Below are 17,443 nucleotides of genomic sequence, written 5' to 3'. Positions count from 1 at the left end.
TCTCGAAAAAATCTGGCTGGCCAGTTTTTAGGGCAAGATCCGTCCCGGGTCAATTCTCAGACAAATCGAATGCGCGCCGCGAGAACAATGCCGACAACGGGCTGTCCGGCCGCGCCAACTGCCGTTCGGCGGTAAGCGCTCGCGCCAGCCCCCTATTGCCGGCGCGCAACGCGGCTTCGATCAGCGTCAGGTCGATCACGTCGCGCTGCGCGTGGCTGCCGCCGAAGCGGTGCGCGATCGAGCGGATCGGCCGGATCAGCCGCACGGCCTCATCGTAGCGGCCCTCGCCGAAGGCCTTGATCGCAAGCGTCAGCGGATGGCCGACATCGCGCGCGAAGGCGGCATTGTCGTCGCTGCCGCGCATCGCTTCGCGCTGCGCCTCGAGCAGCGTCTTCGCCGGCGCTTCCAGCCCGGCGCCGACAAAGGCCATCATCGCATGCGCGTCGTTGAAGGCATAATTGCCGCCGCCGGCCTTGTGCCAGTTGTCGGCCAGAGCCGTCCAGCGGCCGCCGACATCGACGCCGCCGAGGCGCAGCCGCCACAGGATTGCCGAGGCATCAACCATATTGAGCGCCATCGTCGATGCCTCGCCATAGATCGGTCCGTCATAGAGCGCCAGCACCTCGGCGACCTCGCCGAGGTCGTAGTGGAACAGCGCCAGATGCCACCAATTGTGCACCTTGAGGAAGCTTTCCCTGGTCCAGGCGTCGGGATTGGCGCGCATCCACGCGATGCCGTCTTTTTGCCGGCTCTGCATCTCCATGACATGGGCGACGGCGTGCTGCGCCCAGCCGTCGCGGGGCTCGATCTCGACAGCCGTGCGGCCAAGCCGTTCGGCGCGCGCATAATCGCCCATCTCCTCGAGCCCGAAGGCCTGCATGCCGAGAACCGCATGATAGCCGGGCATGTCGCTTCGCCAGGCTGGCAGGGCGCGGCCGATGCGGTCGCGCAGCATGCGGGCATTGCCGGTGAAGAAATCAATCTGATGCCCGGTCAACAGAGCCACGAGATCGAGCGGATGGTCGATGGCGACATCCTCGAGGATGCGGGAGGCTTCATGCCAGCGCCCCCAGGCAAGATGGCCGAGGGCCGCGACATGCGCCCGCTCGCGCGCCGTGGCGGCGAGCGGCAAGGCCGCCTCGTGGCATGCTCTGGCCACGAGCGTTGCCTCGCGCTCGGTGGCGAGGCCGAAGAGGTAGCCCTTGAGCACATGCGCCATGACGAAGCCGGGATCCTCGGCGATCGCGCGATCGGCGGAGCCGACCGGATCGCCGATGAAGCATTGCAGCTCATGCACGGCGCGGGCGTAGGATGAAAACCCGGCTTCGGTCGCGCCCGAGTAAGCCAGGCCGAATGCATCCTTCAGCGCCATTCTGTGTCCTTCGACGATCGCGAATTTGCTGTCTGGAGCCCGATCCTAAAGCATCGGCGAGGAGCGTGCCAACCCGTGGTCGATAGTGCCTCAGGCCTGCCGGGCGTGCGCCGCCTCAATTCCCCGAGCGCATCGCCACCGTGGCGATGCCGGCGCCGACCAGCAGCGTGCCGCCGGTGCGGTTGAAGATGCGGATGGCCTTTGGATTGCGCACGATGGCGCGGGCCCTCGATGCGACCAGCGCGTAACCGAAGGCATTGGCGAAGGCCAAGGTCAGGAAGGTCGTCTCGAAGATCAGCATCTGCGTCCAGAAGTCGGCGTGCCGGTCGAGGAACTGCGGCAGGAAGGCGACGAAGAAGGTGATGCTCTTCGGGTTCAGCGCCGTCACCAGCCAGGCATGCGCCATCATCCTTGCCGCCGAAACCGCGTCGGTGCGCGGCTCGGCCTTCAGCGCGCCGCCGGCGCGGAACAGTTTTATGCCGAGATAGATGAGGTAGCCGGCGCCGATCACCTTCAAGATGGTGAACACGGTGGCCGAAGCCGCGAGCAGCGCGCCGATGCCGAGCATCGACAGCGTCATGGCGGTGAAGTCGCCCAGCGCGACGCCGACGGCCATCGGCAGCGCGGTGCGCCAGCCCTGGCCCAGCGCATAGGAGACGACCAAAAGGATCGTCGGGCCCGGAATGACGAGAAGGATGGAAGAGGCGGCGGCGAAGGCAGCCCAGTTTTCGAAGGACATTTCCCTGCTCCTTGAGCGCAAAGAACAGGATAAATCCTGGGGTCGTCGGGAATGTAAAGGGGCCGCCGGAAAAATCTTCAGCGAAAATCTTAGGCGCCTCGACCGGTAGCCCCATCAGCCGGCGAAACGATCCGTTAGGGTTAAGCCGGACCAGCGCCCTTTCACGCTTTTTCAACCATGAGTGACGAAAATGCCCTTATCCGGCCGGACCGTGCTTCCCGCCGGCAGCGTAGGGTTTGGTGTATGCGCGAGTTGCCGCAAAGTCTGACGCCGCCTTCCAACGGCGCCGCAATCGATACCGAAATTCAACTTTCCCGCCGTGCCTTGCTTTCCGGCGCCGGCGCCATGGCGCTGCTGGGCCTTGCCGGCTGCACCACCACCGACACGCTCGACCTGCCGCAAATGCAGCTCGACAACACCGTCACCGGTTCCGTGCCGCCGATGCGTCCGGCGATCAGCGTCGACAAGAACGTCACCGCCCCGGACGTCATGTACGCCTCGCTTACCGACGGCGGCTTCGAGGTGCCTGCGGTGCCGTGGCAGAAGGTCAAGCCGCAGTTCCGCCGCCAGATCGTCGTCGACAAGACCGGCGAGGCGCCCGGCACCATCGTCGTGCATCTCGAGGAGCGCATGCTCTATCTCGTCCAGCCGGGGGGCGACGCCATCCGCTACGGCGTCGGCATCGGCAAGGACGGTTTCCGCTGGTCGGGCCGCGCCAATATCCAGTATGGCCGCGAATGGCCGGTCTGGACGCCGCCGCCGGAAATGATCCAGCGCAAGCCGGAACTGGTGAAATGGCAGGGCGGCCAGCCCGGCGGCCTCACCAATCCGCTCGGCGCTCGGGCGCTCTACATCTACCAGAACGGCAAGGACACCGGCTACCGCATCCACGGCTCGCCCGAATGGTGGAGCATCGGCCAGGCGATGTCGTCGGGCTGCGTGCGCCTGATCAACCAGGACATCATCGACCTCTACAGCCGCGTTTCCAAGAAGAACCCGGTCGTCGTGGTCTGATCGGGTCCGTCGGCCCACTCTTCCGTTGCGCGATGCCGCAAGACAGGCGAAGGTGCCCTGAAAACTTCGGGAGAGAACGAGCATGGCTGGAACCTTCGTCATCGCGCAGGGCGGCGGCCCGACCGCCGTCATCAACCAGACGGTCGTCGGCGCCACGCTGGAAATCCGCAAGCGTCATCCCGGCGCCAGGGTGCTGGGCTCGATCCATGGTGTGCGCGGCATCCGCGACGGCAACTATGTCGATCTCTCCGCCATCCCCGAGGATCGGCTGCGGCTGATCGCCGGCACGCCAAGCGCCGCCCTTGGCTCGACCCGCGACAAGCCGGACGCCGCCTATTGCGAGGTCATCCTCAACGGCCTGAAGAAGGTCGGCGCCGACGCCTTCATCTATATCGGCGGCAACGACACCTCGGGCACGCAGCAGATCCTGACCGATGCCGCCGGCGGCTCGATCGCCTTCGTGCATGCGCCGAAGACCATCGACAACGACCTTGAGGAGAACGACCACACGCCGGGCTTCATCTCGGCGGCCGAGTTCGTCGCAGGCGCCTTTCTCTCCGTCGACCTCGATTTCCGCGCCTTGCCCGGCATCTATGTAGGCATCGTCATGGGCCGGCATGCGGGCTTCCTCACCGCCGCAGCGGCCGCCTGGCAGCTCGATCCCGACAGCGGCCCGCATCTGGTCTACGTGCCGGAGCGCGCCTTCTCGGCGAAGCGCTTCATCGATGAAGTGCGCGAGAAGCTGGACCGCCACAAGCGCTGCATCGTCGCCGTCTCGGAAGGCGTCAGCACCGCCGACGGCAAGGCGCTGGTCGAAAGCCTGGTGCCGCCGGAGAAGCTTGAGCGCGATCAGCACGGCAACGTCAAGCTGTCGGGCAGCGACCTGCCGGCGGCGCTCGAACGAGCCCTGGCCGAAGGCCTGCCCGGCAAGCGCGCACGCGTCGATGCTTTAGGCTACATGCCGCGCGGCTATGTCGGCGCCATCAGCGCCGTCGACGCCCAGGAGGCTTTCGACGCCGGCGCCTTCGCGATCGCCGTCGCCGGGGAAGGTGGCGGCTCGGTTGCGATCCAGTATGATGGGTCGAAGACCGTGCTGAAAAAGGTGCCGCTGAAGGCGGTGGCCGGCAAGACCCGCCATATGCCCGACGATTTCATGCAGCCGGACGCCAACCAGCTTTCAGACGCGGGCATGGCCTATCTGAAGCGTCTCGTGCCGGAAAAGTACAAGGTAGGGAAGCCGTTCGTCTGATGGGCGGTCCGATGCCCGAGCTTGAGGTCGGCGACTGGTTCGGCAAGGCGACAGTCGATGCCGGCACGACGGTGTTGACCGAGCCCTTCGTGCATGATTTCGTGCGCGCCAATATCTGGCATTTGAAAGGCCGCGATGCGGACCTTCTGGTCGACACCGGCATGGGCATCCGTCCGCTGGCGCCTGAGGTCGACACGCCGCCCGGCAAGCCGCTCATCGTCGTTGCCACGCACATCCATCTCGACCATGTCGGCTCGCTGCACGAATTTCCTCTCAGGATGGGACCGAAGGTCAGCGCGGCTAAGTTCGACGGCATGGATGATACCGTCACCTACGCCTACATGTTCTACAATCTCGACGGCGCCGTCTCGAAACTGCCGGCACCGGACTGGAAGGCGGCCGACTATCGCATTCCTTCCGCGCCGCTGACCCGCGCGCTCGACGAGGGCGATGTCGTCGATCTCGGCGACCGGAAGTTCCGTGTGCTGCATCTGCCCGGACACTCGCCCGATTCCATCGCGCTCTTCGACGAGATCGACGGCCTCTTCTTTGCAGGCGACGCGATCTATGACGGCATGCTGATCGACGACCTGCCGGATTCCGACCGCACGGCCTATTGCCGCACCATGCAGCGCCTGCTCGACCTGCCGATCCGCATCGGCCATGGCGGCCACGGCCCGAGTTTCGATCGCGCCAGAATGCACGAAATTACCTCCTCTTATCTGCGCCGGCGGCAGCGGTTCGTGAGCGCTTCCTGAATTAAATCTTTGTAAGGTCACCGCAAAACCCTAATTCAGGCCATTCGGCGACCTAGATGCTTGTCTGTCGAGACGGCCGGCTGCCATGCACGGCGAGACAGGCAGATCCGGCCATCGGCACGTTGACGGACGCTTCCGTGGGAGCGCCCGCGACGCCGGATCAACTCTCGCCCGGACAGAACGACCATGTCACCATCAAGCATTCTTCGCAGACATCGCGTCGCCGCCCTGCTGGGCGTCGCGCTGATCATTTCGCCCGTCGTCGTCTCCTTTGCCCAGAATAATTCCGGCCTGAGCACGGTGGCCGCGACGACCCAGACCCCGGTCGCCGGCATCACGGCCCCGAACGGCTCCTTCGCCCCGGTCATCGCCGTCACCAAGCCGGCGGTTGTCACAATCACCTCGATCATGAAGGCGCAGCCACAGGCGGGTGATGACGGTTCGCCCCTCGGTGGCAATGTGCCGTTCGACCAGTTCTTCCAGCAGTTCTTCGGCGACCAGGGCATGCCGATGCCGCGCACGCCGCCGCAGCAGCAGGGGCAGCGCGCCGAGGCGCTCGGCTCGGGCTTCATCGTCGGCGCCGACGGCACCATCGTCACCAACAATCACGTCATCGACGGCGCAAGCTCGATCAAGGTGACGCTCGACGACGGCACCGAGCTTCCCGCCAAGCTCGTCGGCCATGACGCCAAGAACGATCTGGCGGTGCTCAAGATCAAGGCCGACAAGCCGCTGCCGACCGTCAAATGGGGGGATTCCAGCAAGCTGATGACCGGCGACCAGGTGCTGGCGATCGGCAATCCGTTCGGCATCGGCACCACCGTCACCGCCGGCATCGTCTCGGCGCGTGGCCGCGACCTGCATAGCGGGCCGTTCGACGATTTCATCCAGATCGACGCGCCGATCAACCACGGCAATTCCGGCGGCCCGCTGGTCGACGTCAACGGCAATGTCATCGGCATCAACACCGCCATCTATTCGCCCAATGGCGGCAGCGTCGGCGTCGGTTTTGCCATCCCTTCGGATCAGGCTGAGAAGGTCGTCGCCAAGCTGATGAAGGGCGGCGACATCGAATATGGCTATCTCGGTGTGCAGATCCAGCCGGTCACGCCGGATGTCGCCAGCGCCATCGGCCTCGAACATCCGGGCGGCGCGCTGGTTTCCCAGGTTACCGACGGATCGCCGGCGGCCAAGGCCGGCATTAAAACCGGCGATGTCATCACCGGCTTCGGCGGCCAGGAGATCAAGGATCCCAAGGACCTGTCGCGCGCCGTCGCCGATGTGTCGCCTGGCGTCAAGGAAACGCTCGATGTCTGGCGCAAGGGCAAGGCGATGCAGATCTCCGCCGATGTCGGCCGCAACGCCGAGGATCAGAAGACGGCGTCGAGCGGCAATGAAGGCAGCAGCCCGTCGGCCGAACAGGGCTTGCGCGTTCCCTCGCTCGGCCTCGGCCTGACCGACCTCACGCCCGATATCCGCGACCAGCTCAACCTTGCCGGCAACCAGCGCGGCGCGGTGGTCGAGCGGGTCAATCCGGACAAGGCGGCTTCGGTCGCCGGCATCCAGCCGGGCGACGTCATCGTCGGCGTCGACCAGACGCCGGTGAAGACGGCCAGGCAGGCCAACCAGGCGATCGCCGAGGCCGGCAAGTCCGGCAGGAAGTCTGTTCTCCTGCTGATCGATCGCGGTGACGCGCAGATCTTCGTCGCCGTGCCTTTCGCCGCCGGCTGAGAAGCGCTTCGACAGGGGCCTGCCGGCATCTCCGGCGGGCTCCACTCTCAAGATTTCTGTTGCCCCCCGAGGCGTATTCGAGAACACTCCCTACGGTCGATCGAATCCGGCACGAGGGATGTCTTGATGATCACGCGCGGCTTCTTTTCCGGACGGCGTCCCCCTTCCGACACCGATGCGCGCATTCCGCCCGGCCAGTATCTGGAGCAGGGTTTTCCCGTGCTTTCGGCCGGGCCGACGCCGCGCGTGCGCACGGAGGATTGGTCTTTCACCCTCAAGCACGGGCCAAAGCCGATCAAGAAATGGAACTGGGCCGAGTTCAACGCGCTGCCGCAGAGCAAGATGACGCGCGACATCCATTGCGTGACGGCCTGGACAAAATTCAACACGCCCTGGCAGGGCGTCATGATCGACGACATCCTCGCCGACGCCGGCATCGAGCCGCCGACCGCCTACACGCTGGCGCTGTCCTTTGACGGCTATTCCACCAATGTGCCGACCAAGGACCTCGTCACCGGCAAGGCGATGGTGGCGCTGCTCTATGAAGGCAAGCCGATCACGCCGGATCATGGCGGGCCGGCACGGCTATTGGTGCCGCACCTCTATTTCTGGAAGTCGGCCAAATGGGTGAACGGGCTGCAGTTCACCGAGCGCGACGAACCGGGCTTCTGGGAGCTTCGCGGCTATCACATGTATGGCGACCCCTGGCGCGAGCAGCGCTATTCCAGCGACCGGTGAGGGGCGACGCGTGAGCAGCAATCGATGAGCGCCGAGCCGTCGCCGCAATCGCCCTGGCAGGCAGCCACGATCACCCGCATCGAAAAGCGCACGCCGCGCGTCACCAGCTTCTGGTTCCAGCCGTCGCGGCCTTTCGCTCACCTTGCCGGACAGCATGTCGACATCAGGCTGACGGCCCCGGACGGCTACCAGGCGCGCCGCTCCTATTCCATCGCCTCGGCGCCAGAAGCAGGCGGCGGCGTCGAGCTGGCGATCGAGCGGCTGGACGACGGCGAGGTCTCGCCCTTCTTTCACGACGTGGCCGCCGTCGGCGACGAGATCGAGCTGCGCGGGCCGCTGGGCGGCCATTTCATCTGGGAGGAGAGCGACGGCGGGCCGATCCTTCTGGTCGGCGGCGGCTCGGGCGTTGTGCCGCTGATGGCGATGGTGCGTCATCGCACGCTGCGCAACACGGCGGTGCCCGTCGCGCTGGTGTTTTCGGCGCGGGTCTGGGACGAGGTAATCTTCCGCGACGAGCTGATCGGCCTCGACGACCGTCGCGACGGATTCGACCTGGTTTTGACGCTGACCCGCGAACCGGCGAGGCGGCCCTCCGATTATTCCCGGCGCGTCGACGCCCGCATGATGGCGCAGGCCGTCGAGCGCCTGCCCAAGACGCCAAGGCTCGCCTATGTCTGCGGCTCGAATGCGTTCGTCTCGGCCGCCGCCGACGCCTTGATCGGCGCCGGCGTTCCGGCGGGGATCATCCGCACCGAGCGCTACGGGGTTTAGATCATGATCCCGAAAAGTGGGTGCCGGTTTTCGGGAGGGATCATGCTTCAACAAAGAGCATGATCCCGGAAAGTGGGAACCGGTTTTCGGAAGAGATCATGCTCCAACAAAGAGCTGGATCAGGATGGCGATTCAACGGAAAATCATCCTGATCCGGCGCGCCGATTGCTCGGCGAGCCTTCGCCACGAGACGCCTCCGGGCACTGAACTTCTGTTCGGCAGGACAGCGGCCGGCGAGGGTGTTCCCGCAACGGCCCTTGCCTCGACCGACAAGCCTTCAGGCCTCGATGTCCAGCGCCGACAACGGCCTCGAACAGCAGGCCAGGATATAGCCGTCATCGATCTCGTGATCGAGAATGCCGCCATTGTGGCTCATCGAAACCTCGCCGGAGACCTTTTTCACCTTGCAGGTGCCGCAGAGACCGAACTCGCAGGCCGCCGGGATCCTGACGCCCGAAGCGCGCGCCGTCTGCAGCACGGTCTGTCCGGGGACGCATTCCGCATCGACGTTTGAAAGCGAAAAGCGGACCGGCGTCACCGCCTCGGCGAGCGGCTTGGCTTCGTCGCCGGCCGGCATCGCGAACGGCGCCGGGACTTCTTCCACGGCCGGCGCCGCGAAGCTCTCCTGATGGTAGCGGCTCATGTCGAAGCCGGCGGCCTCCAGCATCTGGCGCACGGCGCGCATGAAGGGGTCCGGCCCGCAGCAGAAGATTTCCCGCTCGCGGAAATCGGGTGCCAGAAGCGGCAGCCGGATCGCGTCGATGCGGCCCATATGGCCGAACCAGCCCTCGCGGCTCGACCGCTCCTCGATCATGAAGCCGAGCGACAGGCCGGGCATGCGGCTGCCGAGCAGTTCGAGCTCCTTGCGGAAGATGATCTCTTCCGGCCGCCGCGCGCAATTGACGAAACCGACATCGGTCCAGGGCGCGCAGTCGTTCAGCCAGCGCAGCATCGACATCATCGGCGTGACGCCGGAACCGGCCGAAATGAACAGATATTTGGCCGCTGGATGGCTGTGCAGCGAGAAATCGCCGGTCGGCCCGTAGGCCTTCACATGGACGCCGGGCTTCAGATTGTCGAACATCCAGCGCGTGCCGACGCTGTCGGCTTGCGCTTTCACCGTCACCGCGATCGAGAACGGCCGCGACGGCGAGGACGACAGCGTGTAGGTCCGCATCAGCGGCCCGTCGGCCGTCGGCAATTCCAGCGTCACGAACTGCCCGGGTTTGTAGCGGAACCAGGTCTGATTGTCGGAGCGGAAGGTGAACGTCTTCACCTGCGGCGCCTCGTCGCTGACGCCGATCACTTCCAGCACCTGCAGCCTGTCGTTCCAGGGCGCCATCTCGTCGAGATGGCGATAGAGGCCGAGATCCGTCATCGCGTTCATCTCCTTAGCCTTCAGGCGACGCTGCGCAACGCCGGGCGACCGCCTTCGGCAAGGCGCGGACCGATGAAGGAGGCGTACCACTCGACGAACTGGATGACACCGCCCTCATGCAACTCGGAATAGGGACCAGGCTCGTAAGCCGGCGACAGGATGCCGAGCGCGTTTTCCTCGACGATGCGGCGGTCCTGATCGTTGGTCTCGGTCCAGACATGGGTGAGTTCTGCCAGATCGTAGTCGACGCCTTCCACCGCGTCCTTGTGGACCAGCCATTTCGTCGTCACCGCGGTCTCGGTGGCGCTGATCGGCAGCACACGGAAGGTGACGGCGTGATCGATGAGGATGTGGTTCCACGTGGTCGGGTAATGGTAGTGCATCAACGTGCCGATGCGGTAGGCGGCGACGCTGGCGGACAGGTTTTTCGTCACGGCGCGTCTGCCGCTCATCGTGTAGCTGACGGCGTCGCGCAGCAGCGGCGCGCGCGTTGCGCGGTATTGCCCGGCCGGATCGATCCGGAACCGGCTCGGCAGACCCGCCGCCTCGCATTTCGCCCAGTGCGCAAGCATTTCCGGATCGCTGTCGGCGCCTTGCACACCTGTCACCGTCGGCGCTTCCGGAAAAGTCTTGCACAGTTCCGGATGGTTGCCGGCGCAATGATAGCACTCGCGGTTGTTTTCCCAGACGAGCTTCCAGTTGCCCTTTTCGACGATCGTCGATTCGAACGCGACCTTCGCCTCGCTCAGCCGGTGCGGCAGGACATAGGGTTCGATCATGGCGCGCATCGGCGCGAAGTCGGCCGGCTCTTTTGCCAGGCAAATGAAGATGTAGCCGCCGACGCTCTCGCAGGCCACGGGCTTCAGTCCGAACTGGCTCTTGTCGAAGCCGTCCGCCATCTGGCGCGCGAACAGCAGCCGCCCGTCGAGCTCGTAAGTCCACTGATGGTAGGGACAGACCAGCTTGGCGGCGGTGCCCTTGTCGGTGTTGCACAGGCGGCTGCCGCGATGCCGGCAGGAGTTGTGGAAAGCGTTGATCCTTCCCTTCTGGTCGCGGACCAGCACCACCGGATAATCGCCGATCTGAACGGTGATGTAGCTGCCTGGTTTCGGCAGCTCGCAATCATGGCCGATGAACAACCAGTCACGATGCCAGATCAGCTCCATATCGAGCTTGAAATAGTCGGGATCGGTGTAGAAGGGCTGCTCAAGCGAGTAGCCCTGCTTGCGGCTCTGCAGGAGCCTCAGCATGTCGTTGCGCGCATCCATGTCCTGTCCTCGCATCAAGGACTGAACTGGTGGTGATGGAGAAGAACGACCGCCACCGGCAGGGCCGGGCACGCGCCGTCCGCCTCTTGACCGCCCACCGCGATCAGTCGAGTTCAAAATGTCTCTGGCTGGTTTCCGGGCTTTGGAGTTGCCCTCGCGGGCGGTCGCAACACCTTCCCAGGCCCATGGCCCAGTGGTCTCCCGTTGCGACCTCACTCCACCACCGTTGCGGGGGCAGCGCCGGATTTCGACCGGCTTCCCAATTCTCCGCCTCGTCGCGACGAAGCGGCACCTGAGATGGCCTGATCTAACCACGACGGCCGGTTTCCCGTCGGCATGAAAACGACATCGCATCCATACGGCGCGACAATGGGCGGCGTGTTCACGTTGCCGATTCTCGTCCTTCTCGCCATGCCACCGGCTTCCAGGGGTGCTCCCGGACGAGGTTCGGGAGCGTCGTTGATGGTTAACAGTATCAAAAAGTGACTATTAGCAGATTCTAAAATCGAACCGAACGGTTCGTTTCTGTTGACGGTGCGTGCAGAACGCTGTGAACGTTGGCGCTCCGACACACTTGGTGAGCCAGCAGCATAAATCACATAAGTCATTGATTGAACTTAGCAAAAAAATGGTTGTAGGCATGCTTATGAAAACTTCAAGAGGCGGATTCATGGTCCAGACGAAAAAACTTCGTGATTGGAATCCCGCAGTCGGCTCACCCAAATGAGCGCTGTCCGAACGACGCGATTTCATTCCCAAGACACGCCGCTAGACGGACTGAATAAAAATACTGGAGTAGCAAAAATGAAAAAGATTGTTCTCACTGCCGCCGCCCTTCTGGCAATTTCCGGCAGCGCCTTTGCCGGTAGCGACAATTACAACGCGCAGGCTGCCAACCCGCCGGCCGCCACGGTCGACTCTTCTTACACAGCCTCGGTCCGCAAGTCCGAACCGGCTGAACAGAAGCCTGTCACCACGGGCGCCGACCGCAACCTTTTCGGTAACAACTAACAGCCGACTTCGAACGGCGACGGGTTTGCCCGTCGCCTCGGTCGGATCAGGAAATTCAGGAGTACTGAGATGAAAAAGATCATTCTTGCCACCGCGGCTCTCATGGCCGTTTCCTCGGCTGCTTTTGCGGGCAGCGACAATCACGGCAACAGCGGAGTCAACCAGCCGGCTCCCGCCGTGGATACGACCCGCACCTCGTCGATCGGCACCGACTCGCCTGTCTACAAGCTGCTGAATTCGTCCCGCGACGCGCAGAAGTCGGCTCCGCAGCAGGGCAGCGACCGCGACCACTTCGGCAATCGTTAACAGCCGACCGTGATTTGAAAACAGGAGCGGCGGGCCAGGGCCCGCCGCTTCTCTTTGCCGCAGCGGCTCTGCGCTCAGGCTGCCTTCGCCTCTTCGCGATGCAGCGTGAAGGAATGGCCGTCGGCGTCGAAAATATGCAGATCGCTGGCGCTTGCGTTGAGCCGCAGCGTCTCACCGCGCTTGACCTCGACATTGCCCGGCAGCTTGGCGACCAGCGGCAGGTCTGCGCGGCCGATATCGATATAGACGAGCTGAACCTCGCCGAGTTGCTCGATATAGTCGACCTTGCCCTCGAAGAGGTAATCGGAACCGGTGGCGATCGCGAGATCCTCCGGCCGCACGCCGAAGCTGACCGCCGCGCCATTCGCCGAAGCAGGCGTCGCGATCGGCACCGTCGCCTTGCGGTCGCCGACATGGCTGACCACGGTCGGATTGCCGGCCTTCTCGATCTTTGCCGGCAATATGTTCATCGCCGGCGAGCCGATGAACTGGGCGACGAACAGATTGCCCGGACGCTTGTAGAGTTCCATCGGCGTGCCGACCTGCTCGACGACGCCGTCCTTCAGCACCACGATGCGGTCCGCCAGCGTCATCGCCTCGACCTGGTCGTGGGTGACGTAGATCATGGTGGTGTTCGGCATCGATTCCTTGAGCTTGGCAATCTCGATGCGGGTGGCGACGCGAAGCGCTGCGTCGAGGTTCGAAAGCGGCTCGTCGAACAGGAACACTTTTGGGTTGCGCACGATGGCGCGGCCGATCGCGACGCGCTGGCGCTGGCCGCCCGACATCGCCTTGGGCAGGCGATCGAGATATTTGGTGAGCTGCAGGATCTCCGCCGCCTGTCGCACCCGCTTGTCGATCTCCGCCTTGCTTTCCTTGCCGATCTTCATCGAGAAGGCCATGTTGTCGTAGACGGTCATATGCGGATAAAGCGCATAGGACTGGAACACCATGGCGATGCCGCGCTTCGACGGCGGCACGTCGTTCACCACCTCGCCGTCGATCTTCAGTTCGCCCCCGGTGATCTCCTCGAGACCGGCGATCGACCGCAGCAAGGTCGACTTGCCGCATCCCGACGGTCCGACGAAGACGATGAACTCGCCCGATTTGATGTCTAGGTCGATGCCGTGGAGAATATTGAGGTTGCCGTATGATTTCCTCACCTGGTTGAGCGTGACATCGGCCATGGTTCTCTCCTTCCGTTGATCTCTATCTGCAAGTTCAGTCGATGCGCCCGAACCAGGCGCCGTATCCGCCGAGGCGGACCGGCCCGCTGCCAGTCTGTCCCGAAAAGCCATGTCCGGGCAAGGGCTTCAGCGAGCCTTGGCCGAGATTGACCTCGGCGGGCTTGCTGCCGAGGTTGAAGGCGCAGACGATCCGCTCATTGCCCTCGCGGCGCGTGAAGGCGACGGTATCGCCATCGCTTTCGATGAAGTCGATATCGCCCTTGCCCAGCGCCGGATGCTGGCGCCGGAAGGCGAGGAAGCGGCGGTAATGCTCGAGCAGCGAGCTTGCATCGCCCTGCTGCACGTTGACGGCCTGCGACAGGTGCCTGCCCGGCACCGGCAGCCAGGGCTTGGCGGTCGAGAAGCCGCCATTCTTGGCCGCGGCCTCCCACACCATCGGCGTGCGGCAGCCGTCGCGGCCCTTGAACTCCGGCCAGAAGCGGATGCCGTAGGGGTCCTGCAGGTCCTCGAACTTCAGCTCCGCTTCGCCAAGGCCGAGTTCTTCGCCCTGGTAGATGCATACCGAGCCGCGCAGCGACATCAGAAGCGCCGAGATCACCTTCAGATAGGCGGTCGGGTCCGTCTCGTTGGCGGCCCAGCGCGAGGCGACCCGCATCACGTCATGGTTGGAGAAGGCCCAGCACGACCAGCCGTCGCTGGCGACCCGGCCGAAGGCCTCCAGCACCGCGCGCACTTTCGCCGCGCTGATCTTCTCCGGCGCCAGGAAGTCGAAGGAATAGCACATGTGCACGCGCTTGCCGTCGGCGGTGTAGGCGGCGACCACTTCCAGGCCGCGCTGCGAGTCACCGACCTCGCCGACGGCGGCCTGTGCCGGATATTCGTCCAGAAGCGCGCGGAAGCGCTCGAGGAAGCCGAGATTCTCCGGCCGGCTCTTGTCGTAGATATGGTCCTGGTAGTTGTAGGGATTGACCGCAGGTGCGGTCTGGTCGTTGCGCTGTTCCGGCGGCAGCGCCGGATTGTCCTCCAGCCCCTGGCTGTGGAAGTAGAAATTGATCGTATCCAGCCGAAAGCCGTCGACCCCGCGCTCAAGCCAGAAGCGGGTGATGTCGAGCAGCGCGTCCTGGACTTCTCCATTGTGGAAGTTGAGGTCGGGCTGCTCGGCCAGGAAATTATGCATGTAATATTGCTGGCGGCTGGTGTCCCACTGCCAGGCCGAGCCGCCGAAGATCGACAGCCAGTTGTTGGGCGGCGTGCCGTCCGGCTTGGCGTCGGCCCACACATACCAGTCAGCCTTTGGATTGCTGCGGCTGGAGCGGCTTTCCTTGAACCACGGGTGGATGTCGGCGGTGTGCGACAGCACCTCGTCGATCATCACCTTGAGGCCCAGGCGATGGGCCTCCGCCACCAGCGCGTCGAAATCGGCGAGCGTGCCGAACATCGGGTCGACATCGCAGTAATCCGAGACGTCATAGCCGAAATCCTTCATCGGCGATTTGAAGAAGGGCGAGATCCAGATGGCATCGACGCCGAGCGAAGCGATGTAGGGCAGACGCTGAACGATGCCCTTCAGATCGCCGATGCCGTCGTCGTTGGAGTCCTGGTAGGAGCGCGGATAGATCTGGTAGATCACCGCGCCCCGCCACCAGTCTCGGTCGATCGCAGGGTCTGGTCTCGAAGTCGCCTTCAAAGCCGATTGCATGTCTTCAACCTCCTTTCACCGAGCCGGCAAGCAGCCCGCGGACGAAATAGCGTTGCAGCGAGAAGAACACGATCAGCGGCACGATGATGGTGATGAATGCCGATGTCGTGAGGATTTCCCAATTGCCGCCGCGTGAGCCGAGCAGCGCGTTGAGCTTGGCCGTCAGCACGATCTGATCGGGCGCCGTGCCGAGGAAAACCATCGCCACCAGCAGATCGTTCCATACCCATAGGAACTGGAAGATGGCGAAGGAGGCAAGCACCGGGAACGACAGCGGCAGCACGATCTTGACGAAGATCTCGAAATCGCTGGCGCCGTCGATGCGCGCCGATTCCATGATCTCGCGCGGCAGGCCGGCGATGTAGCTCCTCAGCAGATAGATGGCGAAAGGCAGGCCGAAGCCTGTATGCGCCAGCCAGATGCCGAGATAGGTCTTCGACGGCACGCCGAAGAAGGTGCCGACGCCGTTATAGAGCTTGAGCAGCGGGATGAGCGACATCTGCAGCGGCACGACCAGCAGGCCGATGATGACGGCGATCAGCAGCGCCCGGCCGGGAAAGCGCATCCAGGCGAGCGCATAGGCCGCGAAGGCCGCGATCAGGATGGGGATGATCGTTGCCGGAATGGTCACCGTCAGCGAGTTCATGAACGAGCGGCCGATGCCTTCGGAAAACAGCACGGCATCGTAGTTCTCGGTGGTGAATTTCGGCGGCGCCGAGGAGGCGTAATAGACGCGCTGGCCGCGGTCGCCTTCGAATGCCTTCGGCGAGGCGAGCACGAAGCTGCCATCCGCGTTCACCTGCAAGGTGACGCCGTCGCCGAGATCGGCCGCCGTGCCGGCCTTGTATTGCGTCGGCGCCGCCGCCTTGACGCCAAAGGCGCTGATGTCGCGCTTGGCGCCGTCGCCGAAGACATTGCCTTCGATGACATATTTGCCGTCCTTCTGCGTCTGCGCCGCGGCGGCCGGCAGTCGTCCGGCCTCGGTCTGGCTGGAACTGGCGAAGGAATTCCACCAGCCCGAGGCGATGATCTGGTCCTTGTCGCGCAGCGACGAGACGAGAATGCCGAGCGTGGGGATGGTCCAGATGACGACGAAGACCAGCACGGCGATATGAACGCCGAAGCGGCTGGCGAAGGACTTTCCGGTGGACGCGGCCATCTCAATGCCCTCCCGTCTCTTTGTTGGCCTGCCGGATGTTCCAGACCATGATCGGAATGACCGCGATCATGATGATGATGGCGATGGTCGCGCCGCGGCCGAAATCGCCGCCGCCGCGGAACATCCAGTCGAACATCAGATTGGCCAGCACCTGGCTGTTCCATTGGCCGTTGGTCATGGTCAGCACGATGTCGAACACTTTCAGCACCAGTATGGTGATGGTGGTCCACACCACCGCGATCGTGCCCCAGATCTGCGGCACCATGATTTTCCAGAAGATCTGGAACGGGTTGGCGCCGTCGATCACGGCGGCCTCGAGCGTCTCTTCCGGAATGCCGCGCAGCGCCGACGACAGGATGACCATCGCAAACCCTGTCTGGATCCAGATCAGGATCACCATCAGGAAGAAATTGTTCCAGAACGGCAGCGATATCCACACCTGCGGCTGGCCGCCGAAATACTGGATGATGGCGTTGAGCAGGCCGATCTGCACCTGGCCCTCGCCGCGGTACTCGTAGATGAATTTCCAGATCACGCTGGCGCCGACGAAGGAGATGGCCAGCGGCAGGAAGATCAGGCTCTTGGCGATCGTGCCCCACCAGATCTTGTCGGTGAGCACGGCGATGATCAGCCCGAGGAAGGTGCAGGCCGCCGGCACCACCGCCAGCCACAGGATGTTGTTGAGGATCGAGTTGCGGAAATCGTGGTCGCCGAACGCCCATTCGTAATTGGCGAGGCCGACGAAATTCTCGCCGCCGCGATCGAGGAAGGAGAGCCGCAGCGTCTCGATGACCGGGTAGATCAGATAGATGGTGAGGATGATCATCGCCGGGCCGACGAACAGCCAGGGCCGCACCAGGCCCTGGCGGCGCAGATTGTCGACGGCTGCCGCGCCTGAGACGCCGCGCGACGGGAAAACGAGATCGAGCAGTTTGTTGGCGCCCCAGAAATAGGCGACACAGCCGCCGACGCCGATGATGATGACGAATATGGCCGAGAAAATCTGAGCCGCCATGGGTCCCTCTCCCTGCGCATGACCGGCCAGCCGGGGCTGGCGGTCGGA

17 protein-coding genes and 1 riboswitch are annotated in these 17,443 nt (G+C 64.0%); of the genes, 8 read left to right on the top strand and 9 right to left on the bottom strand.

The window, feature by feature from the left end; translation table 11 throughout:
• Nucleotides 1–49: 49 nt before the first annotated feature.
• A complete protein-coding gene (locus EJ072_RS12280; protein WP_126079934.1) occupies nucleotides 50–1,372 on the bottom strand; it encodes a tetratricopeptide repeat protein in 1,323 nt (440 codons plus the stop codon).
• 115 nt (nucleotides 1,373–1,487) lie between these two features.
• Nucleotides 1,488–2,111: a LysE family translocator gene (locus tag EJ072_RS12275; RefSeq protein WP_126079933.1), complete on the bottom strand. Its 624-nt coding sequence runs from the start codon at nucleotides 2,109–2,111 to the stop codon at nucleotides 1,488–1,490.
• 345 nt (nucleotides 2,112–2,456) lie between these two features.
• Here EJ072_RS12275 and EJ072_RS12270 point away from each other — a divergent pair, with 345 nt between their 5' ends.
• The 6 genes from EJ072_RS12270 to EJ072_RS12245 all read left to right on the top strand — a co-directional run bounded on the left by EJ072_RS12270 (nucleotide 2,457) and on the right by EJ072_RS12245 (nucleotide 8,372).
• Nucleotides 2,457–3,125, top strand: a complete 669-nt coding sequence (locus EJ072_RS12270; protein WP_245467355.1) for a L,D-transpeptidase — start codon at nucleotides 2,457–2,459, stop codon at nucleotides 3,123–3,125.
• Between the two features lie 82 nt (nucleotides 3,126–3,207).
• Nucleotides 3,208–4,374, top strand: coding sequence for a diphosphate--fructose-6-phosphate 1-phosphotransferase (locus tag EJ072_RS12265; RefSeq protein ID WP_126079931.1), 1,167 nt, complete (start codon nucleotides 3,208–3,210; stop codon nucleotides 4,372–4,374).
• Between the two features lie 11 nt (nucleotides 4,375–4,385).
• The gene (locus EJ072_RS12260) at nucleotides 4,386–5,132 is read left to right on the top strand and encodes an MBL fold metallo-hydrolase (protein WP_126079930.1); all 747 of its coding nucleotides are present in this window, start codon (nucleotides 4,386–4,388) and stop codon (nucleotides 5,130–5,132) included.
• A 186-nt stretch (nucleotides 5,133–5,318) separates the two neighbouring features.
• On the top strand, nucleotides 5,319–6,863 hold the full coding sequence (locus EJ072_RS12255; RefSeq protein WP_126079929.1) for a DegQ family serine endoprotease: 1,545 nt from the start codon (nucleotides 5,319–5,321) through the stop codon (nucleotides 6,861–6,863).
• A gap of 126 nt (nucleotides 6,864–6,989) precedes the next feature.
• Nucleotides 6,990–7,601 carry a sulfite oxidase-like oxidoreductase gene (locus EJ072_RS12250; RefSeq protein WP_126079928.1) on the top strand — a complete coding sequence of 204 codons (612 nt, stop codon included), beginning with the start codon at nucleotides 6,990–6,992 and terminating at the stop codon, nucleotides 7,599–7,601.
• Between the two features lie 24 nt (nucleotides 7,602–7,625).
• Complete coding sequence (locus tag EJ072_RS12245; protein WP_126079927.1) at nucleotides 7,626–8,372, top strand: ferredoxin reductase; 747 nt, start codon at nucleotides 7,626–7,628, stop codon at nucleotides 8,370–8,372.
• 40 nt (nucleotides 8,373–8,412) lie between these two features.
• On the opposite strand, the gene EJ072_RS35940 is transcribed toward EJ072_RS12245, so the two are convergent.
• The 3 genes from EJ072_RS35940 to EJ072_RS12235 all read right to left on the bottom strand — a co-directional run bounded on the left by EJ072_RS35940 (nucleotide 8,413) and on the right by EJ072_RS12235 (nucleotide 11,018).
• Nucleotides 8,413–8,559 (bottom strand): hypothetical protein, encoded by a 147-nt coding sequence (locus EJ072_RS35940; protein WP_189342010.1) that lies wholly within the window; start codon nucleotides 8,557–8,559, stop codon nucleotides 8,413–8,415.
• Nucleotides 8,560–8,649: 90 nt separating this feature from the next.
• Nucleotides 8,650–9,750 carry a hybrid-cluster NAD(P)-dependent oxidoreductase gene (locus EJ072_RS12240; protein ID WP_126083604.1) on the bottom strand — a complete coding sequence of 367 codons (1,101 nt, stop codon included), beginning with the start codon at nucleotides 9,748–9,750 and terminating at the stop codon, nucleotides 8,650–8,652.
• A gap of 20 nt (nucleotides 9,751–9,770) precedes the next feature.
• Nucleotides 9,771–11,018: an aromatic ring-hydroxylating dioxygenase subunit alpha gene (locus EJ072_RS12235; protein WP_126079926.1), complete on the bottom strand. Its 1,248-nt coding sequence runs from the start codon at nucleotides 11,016–11,018 to the stop codon at nucleotides 9,771–9,773.
• Between the two features lie 108 nt (nucleotides 11,019–11,126).
• Nucleotides 11,127–11,329: riboswitch (cobalamin riboswitch) on the bottom strand.
• 493 nt (nucleotides 11,330–11,822) lie between these two features.
• On the opposite strand from EJ072_RS12235, the gene EJ072_RS12230 reads away from it, so the two are divergent.
• Nucleotides 11,823–12,029 carry a DUF680 domain-containing protein gene (locus tag EJ072_RS12230; protein ID WP_042637362.1) on the top strand — a complete coding sequence of 69 codons (207 nt, stop codon included), beginning with the start codon at nucleotides 11,823–11,825 and terminating at the stop codon, nucleotides 12,027–12,029.
• 69 nt (nucleotides 12,030–12,098) lie between these two features.
• Nucleotides 12,099–12,335 carry a DUF680 domain-containing protein gene (locus EJ072_RS12225; protein ID WP_126079925.1) on the top strand — a complete coding sequence of 79 codons (237 nt, stop codon included), beginning with the start codon at nucleotides 12,099–12,101 and terminating at the stop codon, nucleotides 12,333–12,335.
• A 74-nt stretch (nucleotides 12,336–12,409) separates the two neighbouring features.
• On the opposite strand, the gene ugpC is transcribed toward EJ072_RS12225, so the two are convergent.
• The 4 genes from ugpC to EJ072_RS12205 are packed head-to-tail and all read right to left on the bottom strand — an operon-like array spanning nucleotide 12,410 to nucleotide 17,395.
• Nucleotides 12,410–13,522 (bottom strand): sn-glycerol-3-phosphate ABC transporter ATP-binding protein UgpC, encoded by a 1,113-nt coding sequence (gene ugpC / locus EJ072_RS12220; RefSeq protein ID WP_126079924.1) that lies wholly within the window; start codon nucleotides 13,520–13,522, stop codon nucleotides 12,410–12,412.
• Between the two features lie 34 nt (nucleotides 13,523–13,556).
• Entirely contained in the window at nucleotides 13,557–15,221 is a 1,665-nt protein-coding gene (locus EJ072_RS12215) for an alpha-glucosidase (protein ID WP_126079923.1), read from the bottom strand.
• A gap of 4 nt (nucleotides 15,222–15,225) precedes the next feature.
• On the bottom strand, nucleotides 15,226–16,380 hold the full coding sequence (locus EJ072_RS12210; RefSeq protein WP_126079922.1) for a carbohydrate ABC transporter permease: 1,155 nt from the start codon (nucleotides 16,378–16,380) through the stop codon (nucleotides 15,226–15,228).
• A gap of 1 nt (nucleotide 16,381) precedes the next feature.
• Entirely contained in the window at nucleotides 16,382–17,395 is a 1,014-nt protein-coding gene (locus EJ072_RS12205; protein WP_126079921.1) for a sugar ABC transporter permease, read from the bottom strand.
• Between the last annotated feature and the right edge of the window lie 48 nt (nucleotides 17,396–17,443).

It is taken from the genome of Mesorhizobium sp. M2A.F.Ca.ET.046.03.2.1 (genome assembly GCF_003952425.1).
Taxonomy (GTDB): Bacteria; Pseudomonadota; Alphaproteobacteria; order Rhizobiales; family Rhizobiaceae; genus Mesorhizobium.
Note: the sequence above shows the minus strand (reverse complement) of the source record. Positions and strands in the feature narration are given on the sequence as shown.

Coding starts and splice junctions, on each gene's coding strand:
- EJ072_RS12275 (WP_126079933.1), bottom strand. CDS start 2,111: ATGTCCTTCGAAAACTGGGCTGCCTTCGCCGCCGCCTCTTCCATCCTT.
- EJ072_RS12270 (WP_245467355.1), top strand. CDS start 2,457: ATGGCGCTGCTGGGCCTTGCCGGCTGCACCACCACCGACACGCTCGAC.
- EJ072_RS12255 (WP_126079929.1), top strand. CDS start 5,319: ATGTCACCATCAAGCATTCTTCGCAGACATCGCGTCGCCGCCCTGCTG.
- EJ072_RS12235 (WP_126079926.1), bottom strand. CDS start 11,018: ATGGATGCGCGCAACGACATGCTGAGGCTCCTGCAGAGCCGCAAGCAG.
- EJ072_RS12250 (WP_126079928.1), top strand. CDS start 6,990: ATGATCACGCGCGGCTTCTTTTCCGGACGGCGTCCCCCTTCCGACACC.
- EJ072_RS12280 (WP_126079934.1), bottom strand. CDS start 1,372: ATGGCGCTGAAGGATGCATTCGGCCTGGCTTACTCGGGCGCGACCGAA.
- EJ072_RS12225 (WP_126079925.1), top strand. CDS start 12,099: ATGAAAAAGATCATTCTTGCCACCGCGGCTCTCATGGCCGTTTCCTCG.
- ugpC (WP_126079924.1), bottom strand. CDS start 13,522: ATGGCCGATGTCACGCTCAACCAGGTGAGGAAATCATACGGCAACCTC.
- EJ072_RS12230 (WP_042637362.1), top strand. CDS start 11,823: ATGAAAAAGATTGTTCTCACTGCCGCCGCCCTTCTGGCAATTTCCGGC.
- EJ072_RS12240 (WP_126083604.1), bottom strand. CDS start 9,750: ATGACGGATCTCGGCCTCTATCGCCATCTCGACGAGATGGCGCCCTGG.
- EJ072_RS12265 (WP_126079931.1), top strand. CDS start 3,208: ATGGCTGGAACCTTCGTCATCGCGCAGGGCGGCGGCCCGACCGCCGTC.
- EJ072_RS12210 (WP_126079922.1), bottom strand. CDS start 16,380: ATGGCCGCGTCCACCGGAAAGTCCTTCGCCAGCCGCTTCGGCGTTCAT.
- EJ072_RS12245 (WP_126079927.1), top strand. CDS start 7,626: ATGAGCGCCGAGCCGTCGCCGCAATCGCCCTGGCAGGCAGCCACGATC.
- EJ072_RS12215 (WP_126079923.1), bottom strand. CDS start 15,221: ATGCAATCGGCTTTGAAGGCGACTTCGAGACCAGACCCTGCGATCGAC.
- EJ072_RS12260 (WP_126079930.1), top strand. CDS start 4,386: ATGCCCGAGCTTGAGGTCGGCGACTGGTTCGGCAAGGCGACAGTCGAT.
- EJ072_RS12205 (WP_126079921.1), bottom strand. CDS start 17,395: ATGGCGGCTCAGATTTTCTCGGCCATATTCGTCATCATCATCGGCGTC.